The following is a 19,654-nucleotide window of genomic DNA, read 5'->3' as shown; positions in this document are numbered from 1 at the left end:
GTTTGGATAAAGGGAAGATAATTAAAAAAGCAGAAAAGCTGGTCAAGCAGGGGAAGCTGGAGAACGCGGTCCAGGAGTATCTCAAGGTCCTTAAGGATAATCCGAATGATTGGGCAGTGGTGAATATCGTAGGAGACCTCCTTGTACGGTTGGAGAAGAAGGAAGAGGCGGTAACCTACTTCAAAAAGCTGGCTGATCATTATGAGAAGGATGGCTTCTACCTCAAGGCGATCGCCATTTATAAGAAGATCGTTAAGCTTATGCCGAACAGCCTCCCCGACTGTCTTAAGTTAGCCCAACTCTATGTAGAACAGGGGCTTCCTATGGAGGCGAAGAGCTACTATATGAAGGTAGCTCAAGATTATCTCTCCCTTGGCAAGAGCTCTGAAGCACTTGAGATATATCAAAAGCTGGTGAACATTGACCCGAGCGATGTGCACTTGAAGTTGAAATTGGCTGAGCTTTACCAGAAGGAGAAGAACCCAGCGCGGGCGGTAGCTGACCTTATTGCTCTTGGTGATAAGGCACTTGAGGAGGGAAGGATCGCTGAAGCGAGGATGGTTTTTAAGAAGATCCTCGATATTCAGCCGAAGAACCCCGATGCCACCTTCAAGCTTGCCGAGATCTACTGTCGCGAGGGAATGAATGAGAAGGCACTCGCCCTCTTTGGCACCCTCATCCAGGATGATCCGGATAATGTAAAACTTCTTGCCGGGATGGGGGATATCTATCTTCGAATGGGGAGACTTCGGGAGGCGAGGGAGGTTTTCGAGCGGGTGACCCAGCTTAAGCCGGATGATGTTATGGCTAAGCTTCAATTGGGTTTGGTCGCTCTTGAGGAGGGAGATGTTGACAAAGCATTTGAGCTGATGGAGCCAGCTATAGATGAGAAGCTCGGGAAGCTGGAATATGATAAAGTCAAGATCTACCTTTCCCAGCTATTGAAGAAGAACGAGCGTCATGCCCCCACCTTGGAGAAATTGGTCAAGCTTTATACTGTAACCAGCGATGTAGCCTCACTCGTTAAAACTTTAAAGGTTCTTTCTGAGATCTACCTTGAAAAAGGGGATTATCACCGAGCCTTTCCCGTTTTGGAAAGACTCTGTGAATTGGATCCAGATAATGAAGAATATGGAAAGAAGCTTCATCTTATTCGGGCGGAACTTAGTAAAGAGAGGGAGGAGGGTGAAACGGGATCGGAAGGGACGATGGTAGAAGAGAAGGAAGAGGTTGAGGAGGAAGAAGAGATTGCGGAGGAGAAAGAGGTGAAGAAGCCCGAAGCTGCCCAGCCACCTATAAGTGGTATGGCCCTTCGGGAATTTACTAAAGAAGAGCAGCAGCAGATAAACAACGCTGTGGTGGAGGCGGAGATATTTATAAAATACGGACTGATAGACAAAGCGGTGGATAAGATCACCTCTCTCTTCCCCGATTGTTACCACAGTCTCCCTCTTCATGAGACTTTAAAGAAGGCATATTTGGAAAAAAAGGATTATGAGCAGGCGGCGAAGGAGTATGCTATTTTGGTAAGACTGCACCAGTTGAAGGGAGAGGAGGATAAAGCAAAAGCAGAGGAGAAAGAGGCGAGGGATACCATTCCCGAAGCCTCGCTTTTCGATAAGGCGCTTGAAGAGCTCAAAGTGCTTGCTCCTCCTATCGAACCAGATATGCTGGTGGAGGAGGAGGATAGAGTGCCTTTCGTGGATGGGATGACATCAGTTGAGAGATCTCATTCTTATCTTACCCCGCCACCTGTAGCGAAGGAGGAAAGGAAAGGAAGGGAAGAGCCGGTATTAGCGTCCCTGCCAGAGGAGGAAAAACAGCTCACGCCATTAGTCTCCTCAACCGAGAAGAAGGAAGCCGGAGTGAAGACGGCTACCCCTCCTCCAAAGCCTGAACCAGTTTCCCAAGCTGGGACCCCTGTGGAGGAGGAGGCGGGGCTTGTTTCGGTTTCGGAGAAACTTCTTGAACGGTTGGAGGAGGTCGATTTTTACATCGATCAGGGCTTTCCTCGAAATGCTAAAGAGCTTCTTAAGAAGCTTTACTACCAGTTTCCCGATAACCCGGAGGTCCTCTCCCGGATGTCGCGAGTTGGGCTTGATCCCGCCTCCCTGCCTCAGTTAGAGGAGATTGAGGAGGAGAAGCCAACCCCCTTTACCGCTGAGGTGGAAAGGGGGCTCGCTAACGCTTTTGAGCGGTATGAGCCAAGTTCTCCAGTAGGAACATCTGAAGGAAAAGTTATAGCCTCAGAGAGTGATCTCTTTGCCGAGGAGGAGAGTTTCTTTAATCTGAGTCAGGAACTTGGTGAGGATTTCTTGGAAGGGGTTATCCCTTCCCCGGAGCTTTCTGCCCAGGATGAGGAGGTAGAGAAGGAGGAGCTTATCTCCGAGATAAAGGGGGAGATAGGAAAGAGTATTACTGAGGAGGATTATCAAACCCATTACAACCTTGGGATAGCTTATAAGGAAATGAAGCTTATCGATGAGGCTATTGGGGAATTTCAGGTTTCCTTGAAGAGTGAGGCTTTATATATTGAGAGCTGTTCTATGCTCGGCATCTGCTTTATGGAGAAGGGGATGCCGGAGATCGCTATAAAATGGTTCGAAAAGGGGTTGGAAAAGGCAACTGGTAAAGAGAAGGAAGGACTTCTCTATTATTTGGCTCAAGCCTATGAGCTAACCGGCGATATAAAAAAAGCTCTCGAGATCTATCGAGAGCTTTTCAACCTTAACCCCCAATTTCAGGATGTCGCTCAACGGATCAGAAACCTTGAGCGATAAACCCCTACGCCTTTGCCTTTGTTCCCACCTTTCTAAGCAATATCTCCCACTCTTGATCAACCCTTTTTTGGATTTCCTGGTAATCCTTAGAGGTGAGATGGGCGAATCTCTTTTGGGGTTTTAAGTACTCCTCTACCGGTATTCCTTGAGGTTCAATATTAATGGTGTAATTTAATCCGTTTTCCACTTCGTAAATGGGGAACACCTTGCTATGGACGGCGAGACGAGCCATCTTTATCGATATCTCCGAAGGTATCTTCCACCCAGGAGGACAGGGGGCGAGGATGTGGATGAATTTGGTTCCTTTTATCTCTTTCGCCTTTTTTATCTTCCTAATAAGATCCTCAGGATAAGCTACGGTGGCGGTAGCGGTATAAGGTATTCGGTGAGCTGCCATTATTTCCACGATGTTCTTCTTCTGTTCTTCCTTGGGGAACTCGTAGGGGGTGGTTGTGGTCCAGGCGCGATAGGGAGTGGCTGAGCTTCTTTGGATACCGGTGTTCATATAGGCTTCGTTGTCATAACAGATGTAGATTATATCTTCGTTTCTCTCCGCTGCTCCAGAGAGCGCCTGAAACCCAATGTCGAAGGTGCCACCATCACCTGCCCAGGCGAGGACATTAACATCCTTTTCCCCTTTTACATCGAGGGCAGCGCGGATACCGCTGGCAGTCGAAGCAGCGGTCTCGAAGGCGATATGGATAAGAGGGACGCGGACTGAAGAATAAGGAAAGGGAGCAGCGATTATCGACCAACAGCAAGCAGGTAGCGCTATGATGGTTTTCTCCCCGAGTGCTTTCAGGACATATCTCATTGCTAAAGCCCCACCACAACCAGGGCAGGCTAAGTGTCCTGAGGTTACAAGTTCTACTTCCGGTATTCTCATAGTTTTACCCCCATCCAGATGATATCGCTTTCGGGCTTTTGAGCCTTGAGCGTTTTTTTCGCGATTTCGGTAATCAACTCCGGGGTTATATCCCGTCCCCCGAGTCCGGTGACATAGCCGAAGATCGTGGGTTTCTTTTCGATCTCCGTTCCATAAATGGTGGATTTTATCTCCTCAGCGAATATCCCTCCATGACCATAGGAGATATTTCTGTCTATTACCGCCACTTTTTCTGCCTTTTTCAAGGCGCTTAGTACCTTCTCTTTAGGGAAGGGGCGAAACATCCTGATCTTTACCATTCCCACCTTTTCTCCTTTACTTCGGAGATCGTCCACCACTACCCGGGTGGTAGCGGAGACAGTGGAGGAGGTCACTATGATGAGTTCCGCATCATCGGTTCGATATTCCTCAACCAATCCATATCCCCTTCCGAATTGTTTCTTGAACTCGTTATCCACCTCCTCCGCCACCACAATCGCCTCCTCCATTGCTTTTTCCATCTTGTAGCGGAACTCCATATAGATATCTGGGGCACAGAGCCCACCGAAGGCATGCGGATCGTTCACATCGAGTTTGTACTTCGGTCGATATGGAGGGAGGAAGCGGTCCACCTCTTTTTGATCTGGGATATCCACGGGTTCCGAGGTATGGGATAAGAAGAAAGCATCAAGGATCACCATGGAAGGTAGAAGCACCTTTTCTGATATCTTGTATGCTTGGATTATGGTGTCAAGCACCTCCTGGTTGCTCTCACAGTAAAACTGGAGCCAACCGGTATCCCGCTGGGAGAGGGAGTCATTTTGATCCACCCATATCGACCAACCTGGCGCCATTGCCCGGTTTACATTCGCCATCACTATGGGTAGTCTGGCGCCAGCTGCCCAGTGAAGGAGTTCGTGCATCAGGGCAAGTCCGTGGGAGGAGGTGGCGGTGAACGCCCTTGCTCCAGTGGCAGAAGCACCAATACAGCTTGCCATCGCCGAGTGTTCCGATTCTACCTTGAGGAATTTGGCGGCTAACTTCCCCGAGGCGCACATCTCGGAAAGCTCCTCGACGATCTGGGTCTGGGGGGTGATGGGGTAAGCAGCGATGACCTCGACCCGAGAGAGCATCGCGCCGTAAGAGACGGCATGGTTCCCAACTATTACCTTCTTCATCTTTCTACCTCCTTAAAGCTCATCGCCGCTCTGGGGCATTCATTGACGCAGAGAAGGCACCCCTTGCAGTAACCGTAATGGAGACGGTAGCCTCGACCATCGGGAAGTGGCTGAATGGCGGCATCAGGACAAACCGTATAACAGTTGCCACACATATTGCACACCCCACAATGGAAGCAGCGGGAGGCTTCTTCCTTCGCTTCGGTCGGGGAGTATCCCCTTCTTTCATCCGGTGCTTTCCCTTCGTTCTTTTCGAAGTAGGCGAGGTTGAGCTCGGAGAAGGAGGCTATATGATCACTCCTTTTTATCTTTTCCCCGCAGTACTTACGGAAAGAGAGGGGACCGTTTTCACCTATTTTTAGCTGCTCTGGCTTAAACTCTTTTTTCGAGATGAAACAATCCACCACTATCGCTCCTCTCTTTCCCTCCGCTACCGCCGAGGCTATATCGCCCTCTTTGAGGGCAAGGGCAAAAACGCCGGGGATATCTGTCTCGAGAGAGCCATCTTTTTTGGGCTTTATTGGCTTTTCTGGAGGGTAGCCTAAAGCGAGTAGTATCGCCTGGTAATCATTTCTGAGGTCCTCTAAGGAGATGGATTCGCCCAGCTTTTTGCCAGTGATAATGTTTACGCCAACTTCCTCGATAAAGGCGACTTCCTTCTCAAGAAGCTTCTGAGGCAGTTTTTTAAGACCAATGGCACGAAGGGCACCGCCAAGTTCTTCTTCCTGTTCGAAGAGATCGACCTTGTACCCGAGAAGGGTAAGGAAATAGCCGGCGGAAAGACCGATAGGACCACCGCCGACTATCGCCACTTTACCTTCCCTTTCTTTCCCCTTTTCGATGGGAATGTCCCTTTCAAGGCCGAACTCAGCCACCATCCGCTCAATAGCCCGGATGGCTAAGGCTCTATCGAACCTTCCCCTATTGCAAACCTTCTCACAGGGATGAGGACAAATCGCCCCGCAGATTGCCGAAAACGGGTTCTCCTTTCTCAAGAGGAGATATGCTTCTTCAAATTTCCCCTCCCCTACTAACCGCATCATTCCCTCGATGTCCACCGAGGCAGGGCATTGATTATTGCAAGGAGGGGTTTTATCCTCAAAAAGAGGCATCATATACCGCCAACTACCGGTTCTGTTTACCGTGGCGATCCCGAGGGATATCGGTGTTGGCGGGAGATCCTTTGCTGAAGCGAACTCTATCTTCTCCTGTTTCTCATAAGGAGGCTTACTCATTTTTTGCTCCATTTCTTTTTACATAAGTTTTTAAGGAAGGACTACTCGATTATAAGCCTCTTCCACTGCTTTTACATTCCCTTCAGGATCAAATGGTACCTCCTCCTTAACCGACTGTGTTAGCGCCCTGAGCCCCACCAGACCGGTTATCTTGGCAAATGCACCAAGTATCGCTGTGTTCACTATCGGGTTGGTTCGTGAACCAAGGTGGTTTCTCACTGCTATTCCGCTGGCATCCACAGTCGCCACTTTGAATCTTTCCATTAGATCGGGGTAATCGGAGGGTTTGTGCTTTGAGTTTATTAGAATCCATCCCCCGTCTTTGAGCCCTTGGGTTATATCGATCGCTTCGATGAGGGATGGATCGAGAACTACCAGGTGGTCTGGGTGGTATATTTGGCAGCGGAGGTGTATTGGCTTATCGTCTATTCGGGCAAAGGCGGTAACCGGTGCTCCCCGGCGTTCCACCCCAAAAGCGGGAAACGCCTGGACATATTTCCCTTCCCGGAATACCGCTGAAGCAAATAGCTTGGATGCTACCACTGCCCCTTGACCACCCCGCCCGTGGAACCTTATTTCGATCATTGGCTTCACCTCGTTCTGACGGATTTGATGAAGGGGGTTACACTGCCTCAACCCGCTCTACTTCAGGAACCTTTTCCTTTATCTGCCGTTCCACCATAAATTGAAGGGTAAGCTGCGCCATAGGACAACCACCACAGGCGCCAAGTAATCTTACCCACACCACCTTATCCTTTATCTCCACCAGTTCTATATCCCCGCCATCTGCTTGAAGGGCGGGTTTTATCTCATTTATTACCTCTCTTACCTTCTCTTCCATTGGTATCTCCCTTGGTTAAAATAAAGCTAACCCTCTCCCTTGGTAGAAGATAAGGGTTGAGGGATTGGATCCTCTTTCAAAGGGCGGAGGAAGAGTTTGATCGCTTCCTCCACCTTCTCCACTGAGACGAGTGTCTCATTACATGGTCCCTTGGGGCGTTCGTTTATGATGCCGATCACCGGAGGAAGTACATCAAGTATTCCTTCTTCAAGTTCCCGCTCACAAGCAACCGCTACGATTGCTTCACAGTGTGATTCTTTCACCCTTTTTCTCGCAAGCTCTCCACCATCGACAACGAAAGCAGGTATGCAGTACCTCTCGACCAGAGCTACTATTTCAGCGACAGGGCAGCGACCACATCTTTGGCAGTTTCTTACATCGCTCGCTAAGTCCACCTGACAATCCCTTTTCTGAAGACAGCGAGGAAGAAGGAGGAGAAGTTTTTTGTCCTCCAAGTGCTTTTTTTCTTTTCTAACCAAAAAGTTATTTACTTTTAGGAAGGCTCGAGTAATCCCTTCGGTGGGAAGGCGAAATACTTTACTAATGGATATAAGGAAGTGGAAGAAAACCTTTATGATAAATCTAACTACCTCTATTAAAAATGCCGTTTTTATGCCCATTATTTCAATTAAGCCTTAAGACCTCTTTCCTATCCCCCTCTCATAAGCCCTATCCTCCTACCTGAGAGTTAAGAGTCCGAGATAGGAACCTATATTACCAGCTGAGCTCCTTTTTGTCAATCGATTTATCCGGGAACCTTTTTCCTTCTCGGTTGTCTAAATAGGTGAGAAAGGAGGCGGGAATGAGTAGCGATTTCCTCCCTTTGCCCTTTGCAGTGAAAGCTGTTATGATAAGAACAGAATTTCCGCAAGAAACGGAGGAAGGGGTGGAACAGATAAGGGCGGGGGAGAAAGAGCTTATCCGTCGCTCCCTTGCCGGAGAGGAAGAGGCGTTCTCCAAGCTGGTGAAGGATAATGAGCGGTTTGTGTTTAATCTCGCCTATCGGATGATCGGTGACCGCGACGAGGCGTTCGACCTCACCCAGGAGGTATTCATAAGCCTGTATGAGAACCTTGATCGTTTCCGTCGTTGTTCATCGCTTCGTACCTGGCTCTACCGGGTGGTGATGAATCGTGCTATCAATGAATTGAAGCGGAAAAAGCGCTATTCATCCCTTTCCTTTATCGAGGGTAGGGATCCAAGACCTTCTCCCGAAAAGAGGGTGTTTGGACAAGAGCTTTTAGGTAAGATCGAGGAGGGGCTTAGTCTGCTTTCGCCGGAGTTTCGGGCGGTTATCCTTCTTCGCGATGTTGAGGGTCTTTCCTATGAGGAGATAGCCAAGGTTCTTTCCCTGAGGAAAGGGACGGTTAAGTCGCGCCTCGCCCGGGCTCGCGAGGAGATGAGAAGTTTTCTCCGAGCCTACATCGAACCCCACTTTAACCGAGGGGAGGAGGAGCGATGAGTGGTTGTCGCTATGTGAGGAAGAGACTTTCGCCTTACCTTGATGGAGAGCTTTCAAGAAGGGAAAGGGAGAAGGTAGAACGACATCTTGCGGCCTGCCCTGCTTGCCGAAAGGAGCTCGTCCTCCTTAAGGAGACGGTCCTTCTTGTTTCGCAACTCCCTCCTGTTAAAGAGCAACAGGAGATAGCCCCTGAGGTGATTGCGAGGATAAGGAATAGAAAGGGGAAGATTAGCGAGGGCAGATCCTTTTTCCCCCTGATTCCCAAAGCCTCAACTCTGATCGCTGCCTTAATCATCCTCACCGCGCTTTCCTCCCTTTTCTACCTCTACTATCATCGAGCTAAAGAGAAAAAAAGCTCAAAGCCAGTAGCCCTCCTTACTGAGAAGGAGAGAGTGGCGCGTGTTCCTAAACCGGTATCCAAGCAAAAGGGTGGAGAGAAAAAAAGAGATTCAGTCTACTCTTTGGAAGAACCCCTCGGCAAGAAGAAAGGAGAGATCCCAAACAAAGGGAAGGGAGGAGATAAGCATTTTCTTGAGAAAGAGGAAAGGCTCGCAAGCGATACCGCGAAGAAAGAAAGCGCGAAGTTTGTCAAAACACCGCCACTCGCTCCCGCGTTAGAAGGAGAAGTGGCGGGAGAAAAGGTGACGGTGAGTGTAAGGGAGGAAGTTCGCTTTATCCGTTTGGTACCAAAGGGGGGGAAGGAAGTGAAGAAGGGGAGGTTGGCGGTCCATTTTCTCGATCTCACCAAGGAAGGAGAAAGAGGAACGATAGAGAATCCGATTGCCCTTTTTGCCGATCCTCTTCTCCCTCTTATTGAAGGAAAGCCGGAAACAATAGAGCTTCCCGATGACAGGAGCTACCCCAAAGAGGTGATCCTTAAGCTTACAGTGAGCCCCGAGGGTAGAGTGGTGAAGGCGGACTTGGAGCTGGGAAGTGGTGACCCGCTCCTTGATCGTTCGATAGTAGAAGCGGTTGCAAAATGGCGATTTTCTCCACTCAAGATTGGGGGGAGAGGGGTTTATGCCTCAGGCAGGTTAAGTTTAAAGCTCATTCCCGCCGGCAAGAACCCTGAAATAAAGGAGAGGAAAAATGAGAAGTAAAGCATTATTCTTTGCTTTGGTTGTTACCCTTGCCGGTTTCGGTTTTGCTTTTGCTCAAGGATACATCATTCCCCATCCGGTCCCCCGTTATCCTCACCCCGGTCCCCTTAAGCTTGCCTATCAGCGGGTTAATGTGAAGATAAAAGAGCGGGTGGCTGAGACCACCATCGAGCAGGAGTTCCTGAACGGCACACCATATCGGCTTGAGGGGTATTATCTCTTTCCCCTTCCTCGTGGTGCTTCTGTTTCCGAGTTTAACCTCTGGATAGATGGGAAAAAGGTTAAGGGAGAACTTCTCGATAGCAGGAGAGCACGGCGAATATATGAGGATATCGTGAGGAGACTGCGTGATCCCGGGCTCCTTGAGTGGGCGGGATGTGGTCTCTTTCGGGCTCGGGTTTTTCCTGTCCCGCCGCATGGGAGGAGGAAGATAAGCCTTAGATATATTGAGGTTCTTCCCTATGATGGAAGCGTAGTCACTTACCGTCTCCCCTTAAGGAGGAGAGGAAGAAGCTATCCTCTTTCTGAACTCACCTTAGTGGTCGACATCCGTTCCGCGGCACCTTTAAAGATGATATATTCCCCGAGCCATGAGGTAGATGTGGAACGACTCTCCGAAACCCATGCTCGGGTTAGCTTGGAGCTTGAAAGGAAAATTCCCAAGAAGGATTTTCTGCTTTACTATTCGTTCACTAAAAGGGACTTCGGAGCGAGCCTTCTCACCTATCGTGAGAGAGGCGAACCCGGTTTCTTCCTCCTCGCCATCACCCCAAAGTATCGGTTCAAGCTGAAGGAGATAGCAGCGAAGGATATCGTCTTTGTGCTCGATACTTCAGGTAGTATGAGGAGCGATGAGAAGATAGAACAAGCACTCTCTGCCCTCAAATTCGGGGTATCGGGTCTTAATGAGGCTGATAGGTTTACCATCATCACCTTCTCCACCGATGTTAGGAAGCTGAGTGAAACCCTTATTCCGGCGAATAGGGAGAATAAAAAGCGCGCTCGCTCCTTTTTGGAAGATGTATCCGCTGCTGGCGGAACCAACATTCACGATGCTCTCCTTACCGCCATTGGCCTTTTCCAAAGAGATAGTAGGCCCAAGTTCATCGTCTTCCTGACCGATGGCAAACCTACGGTAGGGGTGACCAGTGCTGAGAAGATCATAGCGGATGTGAGCAAGAAAGCGAAGGGGAAAATACGCCTTTTCGCCTTCGGTGTGGGCTATGGGGTTAACACCAAACTGCTTGATGAGCTTTCGGAGAAGAATAGAGGGACCTCCGCTTATATCAAGCCCGATGAGGAGCTCGAATCCCGGGTATCCTCCTTCTTCGAGAAGGTGAACTTCCCGGTGCTTTCCGATCCCAGGCTCGATTTCGGAAGGATAAGGGTCGAAGACCTTTTTCCTAAGGAGTTGCCCGATTTCTTCAAAGGGAGTCAGCTCATCTTGATTGGTAGGTATCGCAACTCCGGGAAGACCACCATCACCCTGAATGGAGAGATGGGAGCCAGAAGGAAGGGTTTTCGCTATCAGGTTCGTTTCCCTGAGGAAAGCGATGTCGCTCCCTTCATCCCTCGTCTCTGGGCGGCAAGGAAGATAGGTTATCTTTTGACGGAGATAAGGCTTCACGGAGAGGATCCGGAACTCAAAGAGGAGGTGATCCAGCTGAGCAAGAAGTACGGAATAATCACTCCCTACACCTCCTATCTCATCGTTGAGGAGGAGAAGAGAAGGCTGGGACGAACCGGTGAGTGGGGTAAGGTTCTTGCCCCTCAGGCGGATAAGATGGAAGGGGCTCAGAGAGCGATGAAGAAGGAAACGGGTAAAGCAGCAGTAGATACCAGCCTTCATCTTAAGAGCTTACAAAAAGGAAAATTGACTGGTGAAGCTGTTGTTCAGATGAAGGAGGTTGCGGGGAAGGTTTTTTATCTTAGGGGTGGCGTTTGGGTAGATAGCCTTTATCGGAAGGGGATGAAGGAGAGGAGGCTCGAATATGGAACCAGGGAGTATTTCAACTTCGTCTTCGCTCATTCCGATCTTGCCCCCTATTTTTCTTTAGGGCGTCGGGTGGTAGTGGTGGTAGGGAAGGAGGCAATCCGGGTTTTTGTGAGGGAATGAGTCCATTAGGTGGAAGGAAAAGGTAAATAAAGCCGCCTTATTAAAGACGGCTTTCTTATTGAAAAAAAACGCCATCTATTGTATACTTAATAAAAATTATATGGAGAATTGAGAGATGGATGGAAACCCCAGCTGAATCTCGGCAAGCCTTGTTTTTTGAGGGAGGTATCAGCTTTTCCTCATAGGCTGAGGCCAAAGGGATGTTTTTAAGGAGATGGGATTGAGGGGGAAGGATTTCGAGGAGTTTTTTACCCAGTTTTTAATTTTTGAGAGGCAGTTATCCAGTTTATCCTCTGAGGAAGAGGTAGGGAGGTTAGCAGCTGAGTTTATTTCGAAGGTATTTGGATTTTCACTATGTTGCTTATCGCTTCTTCCCCCAGAGGGGGAAGAAGTAAAATTTTATGTTTCCCTTCAGAAAAAGGGAGTAAGCGTAGAGTTAGTTTCCTCACTACTTTCCTTTGTCGAGAAATGGTTAAAAATAGAAGGCGCCTTTTTTAAAGAAGGCGAACTTAAAAGATTGCAGGTTGCTGAACTTCCTCCTTCTTGTGGTGAATTCTTATCCTCTGTTGGGATAACTTCCTTACTGGTTACTCCTCTCAGCACCTTCCATAAGAATTTGGGGGCTTTATTCTTTGGTCTTTCCCGTGGCTACAAGGTTACTTCGAGGAGAAGGGTCCTTTTCAAGTCCATCGCTGTTTATTTGGCGTTGGTGATCGATAGTTTGCGTCAGGAGAAGGAAATGGCTGAGTATCTTGCTGAAGTTGAAAAAAAGGTGGAGGAGCGCACCAAGGAATTTCTCCTCTCTGAGGAAAGATATCGCAACTTGGTAGAACACTCCCTGGATGGTATCTACATCATTCAAGATAATCGATTTCTCTATGTGAATGAGGAGTTCTGTCGCATCTTCGGCTTTTCCTCGCCTTCCGAGGCTATAGGTCGTGATTACCGAGAACTGGTAGCAGAGGAGAGTCTTAGGAAGGTGGAGGAGGTAGCAACGAGGAAACAACGAGGGGAGCGAGTTCTGCCGAGGTACACTTTTTGGGCGAAGCGGAAGGATGGAAGTAAGTTCATCGCTGAACTTTCCTCAGTGCCGGTGATGTATCAGGGGCGATTGGCGATACAGGGTTCGATCCGTGATGTGACTGAGAGGGAAAAACTGCTTTCCGTCTTAAGGGAATCGGAGATGCGTTATCGCTCTCTCTTTGAGAACGCTAAGGATTTGGTTTACCTGATGGATAGGGACGGGAGGTTTATCGACGGCAATAAGGCGGCGGAGGAGATCTCCGGTTATCGTCGCGAGGAGATGATTGGAAAACCGTTCCTGCCGTTGGTTTTTCCAGAAGATAGAGAGAAAGCCCGTTCCGAATTCAAGAAGACCATCAGTGGGGAAAAACATACCTATTCAATCAGGATAATAAGAAAGGACGGAGAGGTAAGGACACTTGAGATAAGCGCTTCCCCTCTGGTGGTGGAGGGGAAGATAATTGGTAGTCAGGGGATTGCCCGTGATGTAACGGAAAGGGAGAAGCTCCTTGCTGAGCTGAAGAGAGAGAAGACATTTAATGAACGGCTCATTGAGACAGCCAATGCTCTGATTGTTGGGCTCGATCTTGAGGGAAAGATTGTCCTCTTCAATCGGAAGTGTGAGGAGTTAACCGGGTACAATCGAGATGAGGTTATTGGTAAGAAGTGGTTCGATATCTTTCTCCCTGAACGATGGCGAACCCGGGTTTACGAGGTGTTCTCCTGGCTTAAGTTGGTGGCTCTTCCCCCGACATTCAAGAACCCGATTGTAACCAGGAAAGGAGAGGAACGGTTAATCTCTTGGCATAACGCGGTAATAAAGGATGAGGGGGGAAGGCAGAGGATGATTCTCTCTATTGGCGAGGATGTTACTGAACAGGAGGAGCTTGAGCGAAAGCTAAGGGAGGTAAACGAGCGATTAACCAGCCTGCTTGATAATACTCCAGAGGCGGTAGTGATAACCGATACCGAGGGGATTATCCAATATGTAAATCCAGCAGCAGAGGAGCTTTATGAATATGGTAGAGGAGAACTGGTGGGTAAGCATTTTTCTATATTGCTTCCCAAAGAGAAGTTAGAGAGAGCAATCCAGCTGTTCAAGAAGGTAATCTCAGGAGAGCCTTTGAAAAATATTGAGACAGAGAGGATTACTAAATCTGGGAAAATAAGGAATGTCATCCTGACCTCTTCTCCGATTAGGGATCACAAGGGGAAGATAGTGGGAGTAGCAGGTATTAGTAAGGATATCACCGAGAAGAAGATGCTCGAGGAGAAACTACGGGAGTCGGAGGAACGGTATCGTACCCTATTCGAGTATTCCGGTACCGCGGTCTCGGTAATTGAACCAGACGGGACCTATTATTTAGTTAATAAGAGGTTTGAGGAGCTTAGTGGAAGGAGAAAGGAAGATATTGAAGGGAAATTGAAGTTCTACGACATCCATCCTCCAGAAGAGAGAGAGAGGTTGAGAAAGAGATTTAAGGCAAGGTTGAGAGGGGAGAAGGTTTCCCCGGAGATCGAATTAAGGGTAGTTCGCCCGAGTGGTGAGGTAAGAGAAGTGAGAGCTTATGGTAGTTTTATCCCGGGGACAAAAAGGCTCCTTGCCTCTCTTATCGATATAACTGAGAGAAAGAGGCTCGAGGAGAGATTAAAGCAGGCGGAGAAAATGGCGTCGCTGGGGGAGCTTTCCGCCAGCCTCGTCCATGAGATAAATAACCCTTTAAGTTTCGTCTTGAGCAATTTCAATAGCTTAGAGGAATATGTCTCCGAACTTGGGGAGCTTTTCTCGAAAATAAAGGAACTTCGGGATAACCTTGATAAGAAGGAAAAGGTTCTCCTTCTTTCTTCCGAGCTCGTTCGTTCCTTCAAAAAGAAGAACATATCTTTTATCGTGGAAGACCTCCCCAAAGTAGTCTCCGAATCGAAAGAGGGTCTTTCTCGCATCAGTCAAGTAGTGCGGGAATTGAGGAACTTTGCCGCCCCGACCAGGGAATCTCCTCAGATGTTTTCTGTCAACGAATGTATCGACATTGCTTTAAAATTCGTTTGGCATCAGATTGAACATAAGGCAAAGGTGGTGAAGGATTATGGAGAGCTTCCTCAAATAAAAGGTTACCCAAGGGAGTTATCCCAGGTGTTTATGAACCTCCTGGTGAATTCAGCTCAAGCTATTGAAAAGAAAGGTGTTATAACGATTATTACCAGAAAAGAGGGGGAGGAGATAATAGTGAAAGTCAAGGACACGGGGAAAGGGATACCGCGCGAACATATTCCCCGGATCTTCGAGCCCTTCTTTACCACCAAAAAAGGTAAGATTGGCACCGGCCTTGGTTTGAGCATCGCTTATCGCATTGTGGAACACCATAAAGGGAGGATAGAGGTAGAGAGTGAGGTAGGTAAGGGGACTACCTTCACTATATATCTTCCCATTAAGAGAGGTAAGAAAGGTGGATAAACCCAAGGTACTCATTGTGGATGATGAAAAAGGTGTTCTCAGCGCCTTAAGGCGGACGCTGAGGAAGGAGGATATCGAGATTGTTGAAGCGACTTCTGCCGAAGAGGGATTGGATCTTCTTTCGCGCGATGAGGTGGCTTTGGTTCTCTCTGACCATCGAATGCCGGGAATGAAGGGAGCTGATTTTTTGAAGATGGTCCGTGAGCGTTATCCCGATGTTGTTAGAATGATGCTGACCGGTGATCCCGATATCGGGGTTGCGGAAGAGGCGGTGAATAAAGGGGAGATATACAAGTTCATCACCAAGCCTTGGAACGATGGGGACCTTCGAGCAACAGTGAGATTGGGTCTTTCCTATTACGAAATGGTAAAGGAGAATAAGAGGCTTACCGAGCTCACCAAAAAGCAGAATTTGGAATTGATGAAGCTTACCAGAGAACTTGAGCAAAAAGTCGCTGAGCGGACAAGAGCGCTCCGTGAGGCGCTCGACAAGCTGAATCGTAATTACTTCCAGACGATGCTTGCCCTTGCTGAGGCGATCGAGCTCAAGGACCCTTATACCAGAGGTCATTCTGAACGGGTCTCTGTCTTTGCGGTAGAGCTGGCGAAGAAGATAGGACTTTCGCCGAGGGAGCAGGAACAATTGAGGATAGCGGGCATCCTTCATGATATCGGTAAGGTAGCTATCGATAGCTCCATCCTTGTAAAGCCGGCAAAGCTCACCCCTGAGGAGTATGAGATAATGAAGAAACATCCGGAGATGAGCGTGAAGATAATCGAGCCGATAGAGTTTTTCAAGGATGTTCGTCCCATCATCCTTCATCATCATGAGAGATATGATGGCACGGGATATCCTGATGGTCTTTCGGGAAATGATATACCGTTGGGGGCACGCATCTTGGCGGTGGCGGACACGGTGGAAGCGATGACCTCCGACCGTGCTTACCGCAAGGCACGGAGCATCGACGAGGTGATAGCGGAGCTCGAAAGGTGCTCCGGTACTCAATTTGATCCCAGCCTGGCTTCTGCCTTTATTGATATCTTAAAAGAAAAGGGGCTCCCTGACATTAGAAAGAGGCGGAAGAAAAAACCGGCACCGTAAGGAATAGTCCCCTCGGAGAGATTCTTGACACTGATTTTCTTGTTTGTTATAGAAAAATAGTTTCCCTGAGGAGGTTATGATGAGAAGGTGGAAAGGTTTCCTTTTTTTATCGATTGTTTCCCTTTTTCTTCTAAACGGAGTTTACGCATCCGATTGGGCAATAATCTACGGTTCCCGCTACGGCTCGACCAAACTCACCGCGGAGTGGATCGCCGAAGGGATAGGAGTGCCCGTAGATATAATCGATGCCAAAGATGCCTTAGAACGAGATTTTTCTTCTTATAGGTATGTTGTTCTTGGCTCAGGGATTTATTACGGAGATATCCAGAAGGATCTGAACCTCTTTCTCAAAAAAAGGGGAAAGGAAATAGCTCCAAGGGTGGTGGCGGTATTTGTCGTCTGTGGAGCAAGTGGTCCCTATACCAGGCGTTATATTGACACCCTGATTAAAAAGTCCTCCGCCTCGCCCAAGCTTAGCCGTGCCTTTCCCGAGAGGATGATAAAGAAACTCCTGACCAAAGAGGATTATCGTGCCCTGAAGGAATACTACGCTCGTCGGGGAAAGCCCTTTGAGGATTACGATAAAATGGATAAATCGCTCTGTTTGGATTTCGGAAGAAAGCTTTTGAAGGCGGTGTCAGAGAGAGAAAGATGCGCACTGAGCAAGACCTCACCCGGATCTTAAGGAGGATAGATAGAAGGGGATATAAGGCTTACAAGGATATCGAAGGGGTTTACTCCTTTGGCAGATATCGCCTCTTCATCGATCATGCCCAGGGAGACCCATTCGCCACCCCTTCCCGGATTCGGGTTCGGGTTCCCGCCGAAGTAGCGGGTTTCCCCCCTGATACCTATCGTAGTAAAAGCCGTAAGGTGGGACTTTCCGACTTTCTCACCCGTATCTTTCGTGGGAACATCAAGAGATATAGCAAGGGCATCCGTGGTTCAGGAAATAGCGGTTTAATCGAGATCGATGCTCCAGGCCAGGAGGTGCTTGAGCGGACATCGATCATCGTTGATCCAGCTTTCATCGAAGCCCGTTTTGCTATGGGGCTTCCCGCGAGAGGGCGCACGATAGCGGCGAGGGATGCCGAGGATATGTTCTTCCGGGAGCTCCCCCGGATCATTGAGGAGAGTTTGATCTTTTCCCGCCTCGATAGGGATCGTCTCTACCGCCACATAGAGACGGTGGAGGATGCTGATTTCATCAGGGGAAAACTTGATGAGCTCGGTCTGGTTGCTTTTTTAGCCAATGACAGTCTCCTCCCCAGGGCATCCGGGGTTGATGAGTCGCCGATGCGGGGGGAGAATGTAGTCTTGTTCCGCTCTCCAGCTTCTCTCGAGGTAACCATTGAGACGCCGAATAAAGGCAAGGTCTCCGGGATGGGTATCCCCAAAGGGGTTACCCTCATCGTTGGCGGTGGATATCATGGGAAGTCAACCCTTCTCAGGGCGATAGAATTAGGGGTATATAACCACATTCCCGGAGACGGAAGGGAATTGGTGATCGCTAACCCCAAAGCAGTGAAGATAAGGGCGGAGGATGGACGGAGGGTGGAGAAGGTGGATATCAGTCCTTTCATAAACAACCTCCCCTTTGGTAAGGATACTACCGCGTTTTCCACCGATGATGCCAGCGGAAGCACCTCCCAGGCGGCGAATATCATCGAGGCGCTCGAGGTAGGGGCGGAGCTTCTTTTGATAGACGAGGACACCTCAGCGACCAATTTTATGATCCGCGACCATCGGATGCAGGAGCTGGTGGCGAAGGATAAGGAGCCGATCACCCCGTTCATCGATAAGGTGAAGCTACTTTACCGCGATTGTGGTGTCTCTACCGTCCTCGTATTGGGGGGGTCAGGCGATTACTTCGATGTAGCCGACTATGTGATCAAGATGGAGGATTACCTTCCTCACGATGTCACTGTTGAGGCGCATCGAATAGCGGAGAAGTATAAGGCGGAGCGAAAGATGGAAGGAGGGGATCACTTTGGGAAGCCTCGCCTTGGACGGATACCCCTTCCCGGGAGCCTGGACGCAAGAAGGGGGAAGAGGGAGGTTAAGCTATCGGTCAAGGGGAAGCACACCATAATCTTTGGAAGGCAAACTATCGATCTCTCGGCGGTAGAGCAGATCGTAGATGTAAGCCAGACAAGGGCGATAGCGGACGCCATCATCTACGCCAGGAATCGCTATATGGATGGCAGGAGGACCCTGCGCGAGGTGGTTGATCTATTGGAAAGGGATATAGAGGCAAAAGGGCTTGATGTGATAAACCCTCTTCCCTTGGGTATCTATGCTCGCCCAAGGAGGTTTGAGATAGCGGCGGCGATAAACCGTCTTCGCGGGCTTACCATAATCGCTAACCGGTGATCTTGAGCAGTTGATCAACTCCCTCCCCGAAGCGAGGAGATGATCCTTTTCCTTATTTCTTCCAAAGTGGCTAATTGTTCCCTTTTTAATCTTCCCGGCGGAGGAAGAGGAGGGAGTATCGAGACCTTTACTTTAGACCCTTTCACTCTCATACTTCCCTTTTTCTGGATGTCGCCCGTTCCCGAGATGGCTACAGGGATTATCTTCGCTCCCGCCTTGTAGGGTATTCTCGCCACCCCACTTTTGAACGGCTGAACCTGTCCATCGAGGCTTCGTGTCCCTTCGGGGAAGACGACGAGGAGATAACCGTCCTTCACCTTCTTTGCCGCCTCATCCATACTATGGAGGGCGGATTTAACATCGGTTCTGTTTATCGGAACATCACCAAGTAGTTTCATTATCAATCCAAGGATCGGTATTTTGAAGATGGATTTTTTAGAGAGGAAGATGACCCTTCCCGGAAGATAGGCTATCAGGATATAGATATCGAAGAAGCTCTGGTGGTTTGCGAATACTACCCGGGGACCAGTGATGCCTTTTAGGTTTTCTTTCCCCTCGAGGGTTACTCTGCTTCCGCTTACGAGGATGAGGGAGCGTGCCCATAGTTTAGCCACCTTATGGGGAAAGATGCTTTTTCTGGTGAAAGGATAGGTAATGAAGAAGATGATAGCTCCTATTACAGTAAGAGTTATCCCAATAGCCCACTTGATGATTGAACAAATCATAGCTTAATATGATATCAGAGAGAAACCTCCCCCGCAATTGGGGTGGGTTTGAAGTTTAGGAAGCGATGAGATAAACTGTCGTGGAGGAGCAGGTGTGGATAAGAGGTTAGCCGAGATAAAAAGATTACTTATTCTGGTCTTCCTTCTCAACCTGGGTGTTTCTCTGGCTAAGCTCATCTACGGGTTCAGGAACGACATCTTGAGTGTGGCTGCTGATGGTTTTCATTCTCTACTCGATGCCTCTTCCAATGTGATCGGGCTCATCGGGGTGACCTTGGCAGCTAAGCCTCCTGATAGCACCCATCCCTATGGACACAGGAAGTTTAAAGTTTTCTCCAATCAAGTTATGTGATTTTTAATTTTTTTCTTGACATAGTTTAAAAACAAGAGATATAATAT

16 protein-coding genes are annotated in these 19,654 nt (G+C 48.8%); 9 read left to right on the top strand and 7 right to left on the bottom strand.

Going from position 1 to position 19,654, the window contains the following annotated elements:
• Positions 1-2 precede the first annotated feature (2 nt).
• Positions 3-2,780, top strand: a complete 2,778-nt coding sequence (locus J7L64_05250) for a tetratricopeptide repeat protein (GenBank protein MCD6451749.1) — start codon at positions 3-5, stop codon at positions 2,778-2,780.
• A 4-nt stretch (positions 2,781-2,784) separates the two neighbouring features.
• On the opposite strand, the gene J7L64_05245 is transcribed toward J7L64_05250, so the two are convergent.
• Genes J7L64_05245 through J7L64_05220 form a run of 6 tightly spaced genes read right to left on the bottom strand, consistent with a single transcriptional unit; the run spans position 2,785 to position 7,519 of the window.
• Positions 2,785-3,666: a 3-methyl-2-oxobutanoate dehydrogenase subunit beta gene (locus J7L64_05245; GenBank protein ID MCD6451748.1), complete on the bottom strand. Its 882-nt coding sequence runs from the start codon at positions 3,664-3,666 to the stop codon at positions 2,785-2,787.
• Positions 3,663-4,823, bottom strand: coding sequence for a pyruvate ferredoxin oxidoreductase (porA, locus tag J7L64_05240; GenBank protein ID MCD6451747.1), 1,161 nt, complete (start codon positions 4,821-4,823; stop codon positions 3,663-3,665). Before porA ends, J7L64_05245 begins: the two co-directional genes overlap by 4 nt.
• Positions 4,820-6,058, bottom strand: coding sequence for an NAD(P)-binding protein (locus tag J7L64_05235; GenBank protein MCD6451746.1), 1,239 nt, complete (start codon positions 6,056-6,058; stop codon positions 4,820-4,822). The genes porA and J7L64_05235 overlap by 4 nt, the downstream gene beginning before the upstream one ends.
• A 30-nt stretch (positions 6,059-6,088) precedes the next feature.
• Positions 6,089-6,643 (bottom strand): 2-oxoacid:acceptor oxidoreductase family protein, encoded by a 555-nt coding sequence (locus J7L64_05230; protein MCD6451745.1) that lies wholly within the window; start codon positions 6,641-6,643, stop codon positions 6,089-6,091.
• Positions 6,644-6,680: 37 nt separating this feature from the next.
• Entirely contained in the window at positions 6,681-6,899 is a 219-nt protein-coding gene (locus J7L64_05225; protein ID MCD6451744.1) for a NifU family protein, read from the bottom strand.
• A 26-nt stretch (positions 6,900-6,925) separates the two neighbouring features.
• Positions 6,926-7,519, bottom strand: coding sequence for a DUF116 domain-containing protein (locus J7L64_05220; GenBank protein ID MCD6451743.1), 594 nt, complete (start codon positions 7,517-7,519; stop codon positions 6,926-6,928).
• A gap of 182 nt (positions 7,520-7,701) precedes the next feature.
• On the opposite strand from J7L64_05220, the gene J7L64_05215 reads away from it, so the two are divergent.
• From J7L64_05215 to J7L64_05185, 7 genes are all read left to right on the top strand, one after another.
• Positions 7,702-8,361, top strand: coding sequence for a sigma-70 family RNA polymerase sigma factor (locus tag J7L64_05215; protein ID MCD6451742.1), 660 nt, complete (start codon positions 7,702-7,704; stop codon positions 8,359-8,361).
• On the top strand, positions 8,358-9,461 hold the full coding sequence (locus J7L64_05210; protein ID MCD6451741.1) for a TonB family protein: 1,104 nt from the start codon (positions 8,358-8,360) through the stop codon (positions 9,459-9,461). Before J7L64_05215 ends, J7L64_05210 begins: the two co-directional genes overlap by 4 nt.
• Positions 9,451-11,577, top strand: a complete 2,127-nt coding sequence (locus tag J7L64_05205; protein MCD6451740.1) for a VWA domain-containing protein — start codon at positions 9,451-9,453, stop codon at positions 11,575-11,577. The genes J7L64_05210 and J7L64_05205 overlap by 11 nt, the downstream gene beginning before the upstream one ends.
• A 220-nt stretch (positions 11,578-11,797) precedes the next feature.
• A complete protein-coding gene (locus J7L64_05200) occupies positions 11,798-15,055 on the top strand; it encodes a PAS domain S-box protein (protein ID MCD6451739.1) in 3,258 nt (1,085 codons plus the stop codon).
• Positions 15,048-16,157 (top strand): HD domain-containing protein, encoded by a 1,110-nt coding sequence (locus tag J7L64_05195; GenBank protein MCD6451738.1) that lies wholly within the window; start codon positions 15,048-15,050, stop codon positions 16,155-16,157. Before J7L64_05200 ends, J7L64_05195 begins: the two co-directional genes overlap by 8 nt.
• Before the next feature lie 76 nt (positions 16,158-16,233).
• Positions 16,234-16,842: a hypothetical protein gene (locus J7L64_05190; protein MCD6451737.1), complete on the top strand. Its 609-nt coding sequence runs from the start codon at positions 16,234-16,236 to the stop codon at positions 16,840-16,842.
• Positions 16,809-18,530: an ABC-ATPase domain-containing protein gene (locus J7L64_05185; GenBank protein MCD6451736.1), complete on the top strand. Its 1,722-nt coding sequence runs from the start codon at positions 16,809-16,811 to the stop codon at positions 18,528-18,530. The genes J7L64_05190 and J7L64_05185 overlap by 34 nt, the downstream gene beginning before the upstream one ends.
• A gap of 14 nt (positions 18,531-18,544) precedes the next feature.
• On the opposite strand, the gene J7L64_05180 is transcribed toward J7L64_05185, so the two are convergent.
• Positions 18,545-19,255 (bottom strand): 1-acyl-sn-glycerol-3-phosphate acyltransferase, encoded by a 711-nt coding sequence (locus J7L64_05180; protein MCD6451735.1) that lies wholly within the window; start codon positions 19,253-19,255, stop codon positions 18,545-18,547.
• Positions 19,256-19,349: 94 nt separating this feature from the next.
• Between J7L64_05180 and J7L64_05175 the strand changes: the two genes are divergently transcribed.
• Complete coding sequence (locus J7L64_05175) at positions 19,350-19,607, top strand: cation transporter (GenBank protein ID MCD6451734.1); 258 nt, start codon at positions 19,350-19,352, stop codon at positions 19,605-19,607.
• The last annotated feature ends 47 nt before the right edge of the window (positions 19,608-19,654 follow it).

The sequence above is a fragment of the Acidobacteriota bacterium genome (assembly GCA_021161905.1).
In the GTDB taxonomy this organism is placed as follows: Bacteria; Acidobacteriota; B3-B38; order Guanabaribacteriales; family JAGGZT01; genus JAGGZT01.
Note: the sequence above shows the minus strand (reverse complement) of the source record. Positions and strands in the feature narration are given on the sequence as shown.

What these genes read in the sequence shown, in the direction of transcription:
- J7L64_05185 (MCD6451736.1), top strand. Translation starts at nt 16,809, where the DNA reads ATGCGCACTGAGCAAGACCTCACCCGGATCTTAAGGAGGATAGATAGA.
- J7L64_05205 (MCD6451740.1), top strand. Translation starts at nt 9,451, where the DNA reads ATGAGAAGTAAAGCATTATTCTTTGCTTTGGTTGTTACCCTTGCCGGT.
- J7L64_05215 (MCD6451742.1), top strand. Translation starts at nt 7,702, where the DNA reads ATGAGTAGCGATTTCCTCCCTTTGCCCTTTGCAGTGAAAGCTGTTATG.
- J7L64_05230 (MCD6451745.1), bottom strand. Translation starts at nt 6,643, where the DNA reads ATGATCGAAATAAGGTTCCACGGGCGGGGTGGTCAAGGGGCAGTGGTA.
- J7L64_05225 (MCD6451744.1), bottom strand. Translation starts at nt 6,899, where the DNA reads ATGGAAGAGAAGGTAAGAGAGGTAATAAATGAGATAAAACCCGCCCTT.
- J7L64_05210 (MCD6451741.1), top strand. Translation starts at nt 8,358, where the DNA reads ATGAGTGGTTGTCGCTATGTGAGGAAGAGACTTTCGCCTTACCTTGAT.
- J7L64_05220 (MCD6451743.1), bottom strand. Translation starts at nt 7,519, where the DNA reads ATGGGCATAAAAACGGCATTTTTAATAGAGGTAGTTAGATTTATCATA.
- J7L64_05180 (MCD6451735.1), bottom strand. Translation starts at nt 19,255, where the DNA reads ATGATTTGTTCAATCATCAAGTGGGCTATTGGGATAACTCTTACTGTA.
- J7L64_05245 (MCD6451748.1), bottom strand. Translation starts at nt 3,666, where the DNA reads ATGAGAATACCGGAAGTAGAACTTGTAACCTCAGGACACTTAGCCTGC.
- porA (MCD6451747.1), bottom strand. Translation starts at nt 4,823, where the DNA reads ATGAAGAAGGTAATAGTTGGGAACCATGCCGTCTCTTACGGCGCGATG.
- J7L64_05235 (MCD6451746.1), bottom strand. Translation starts at nt 6,058, where the DNA reads ATGAGTAAGCCTCCTTATGAGAAACAGGAGAAGATAGAGTTCGCTTCA.
- J7L64_05190 (MCD6451737.1), top strand. Translation starts at nt 16,234, where the DNA reads ATGATGAGAAGGTGGAAAGGTTTCCTTTTTTTATCGATTGTTTCCCTT.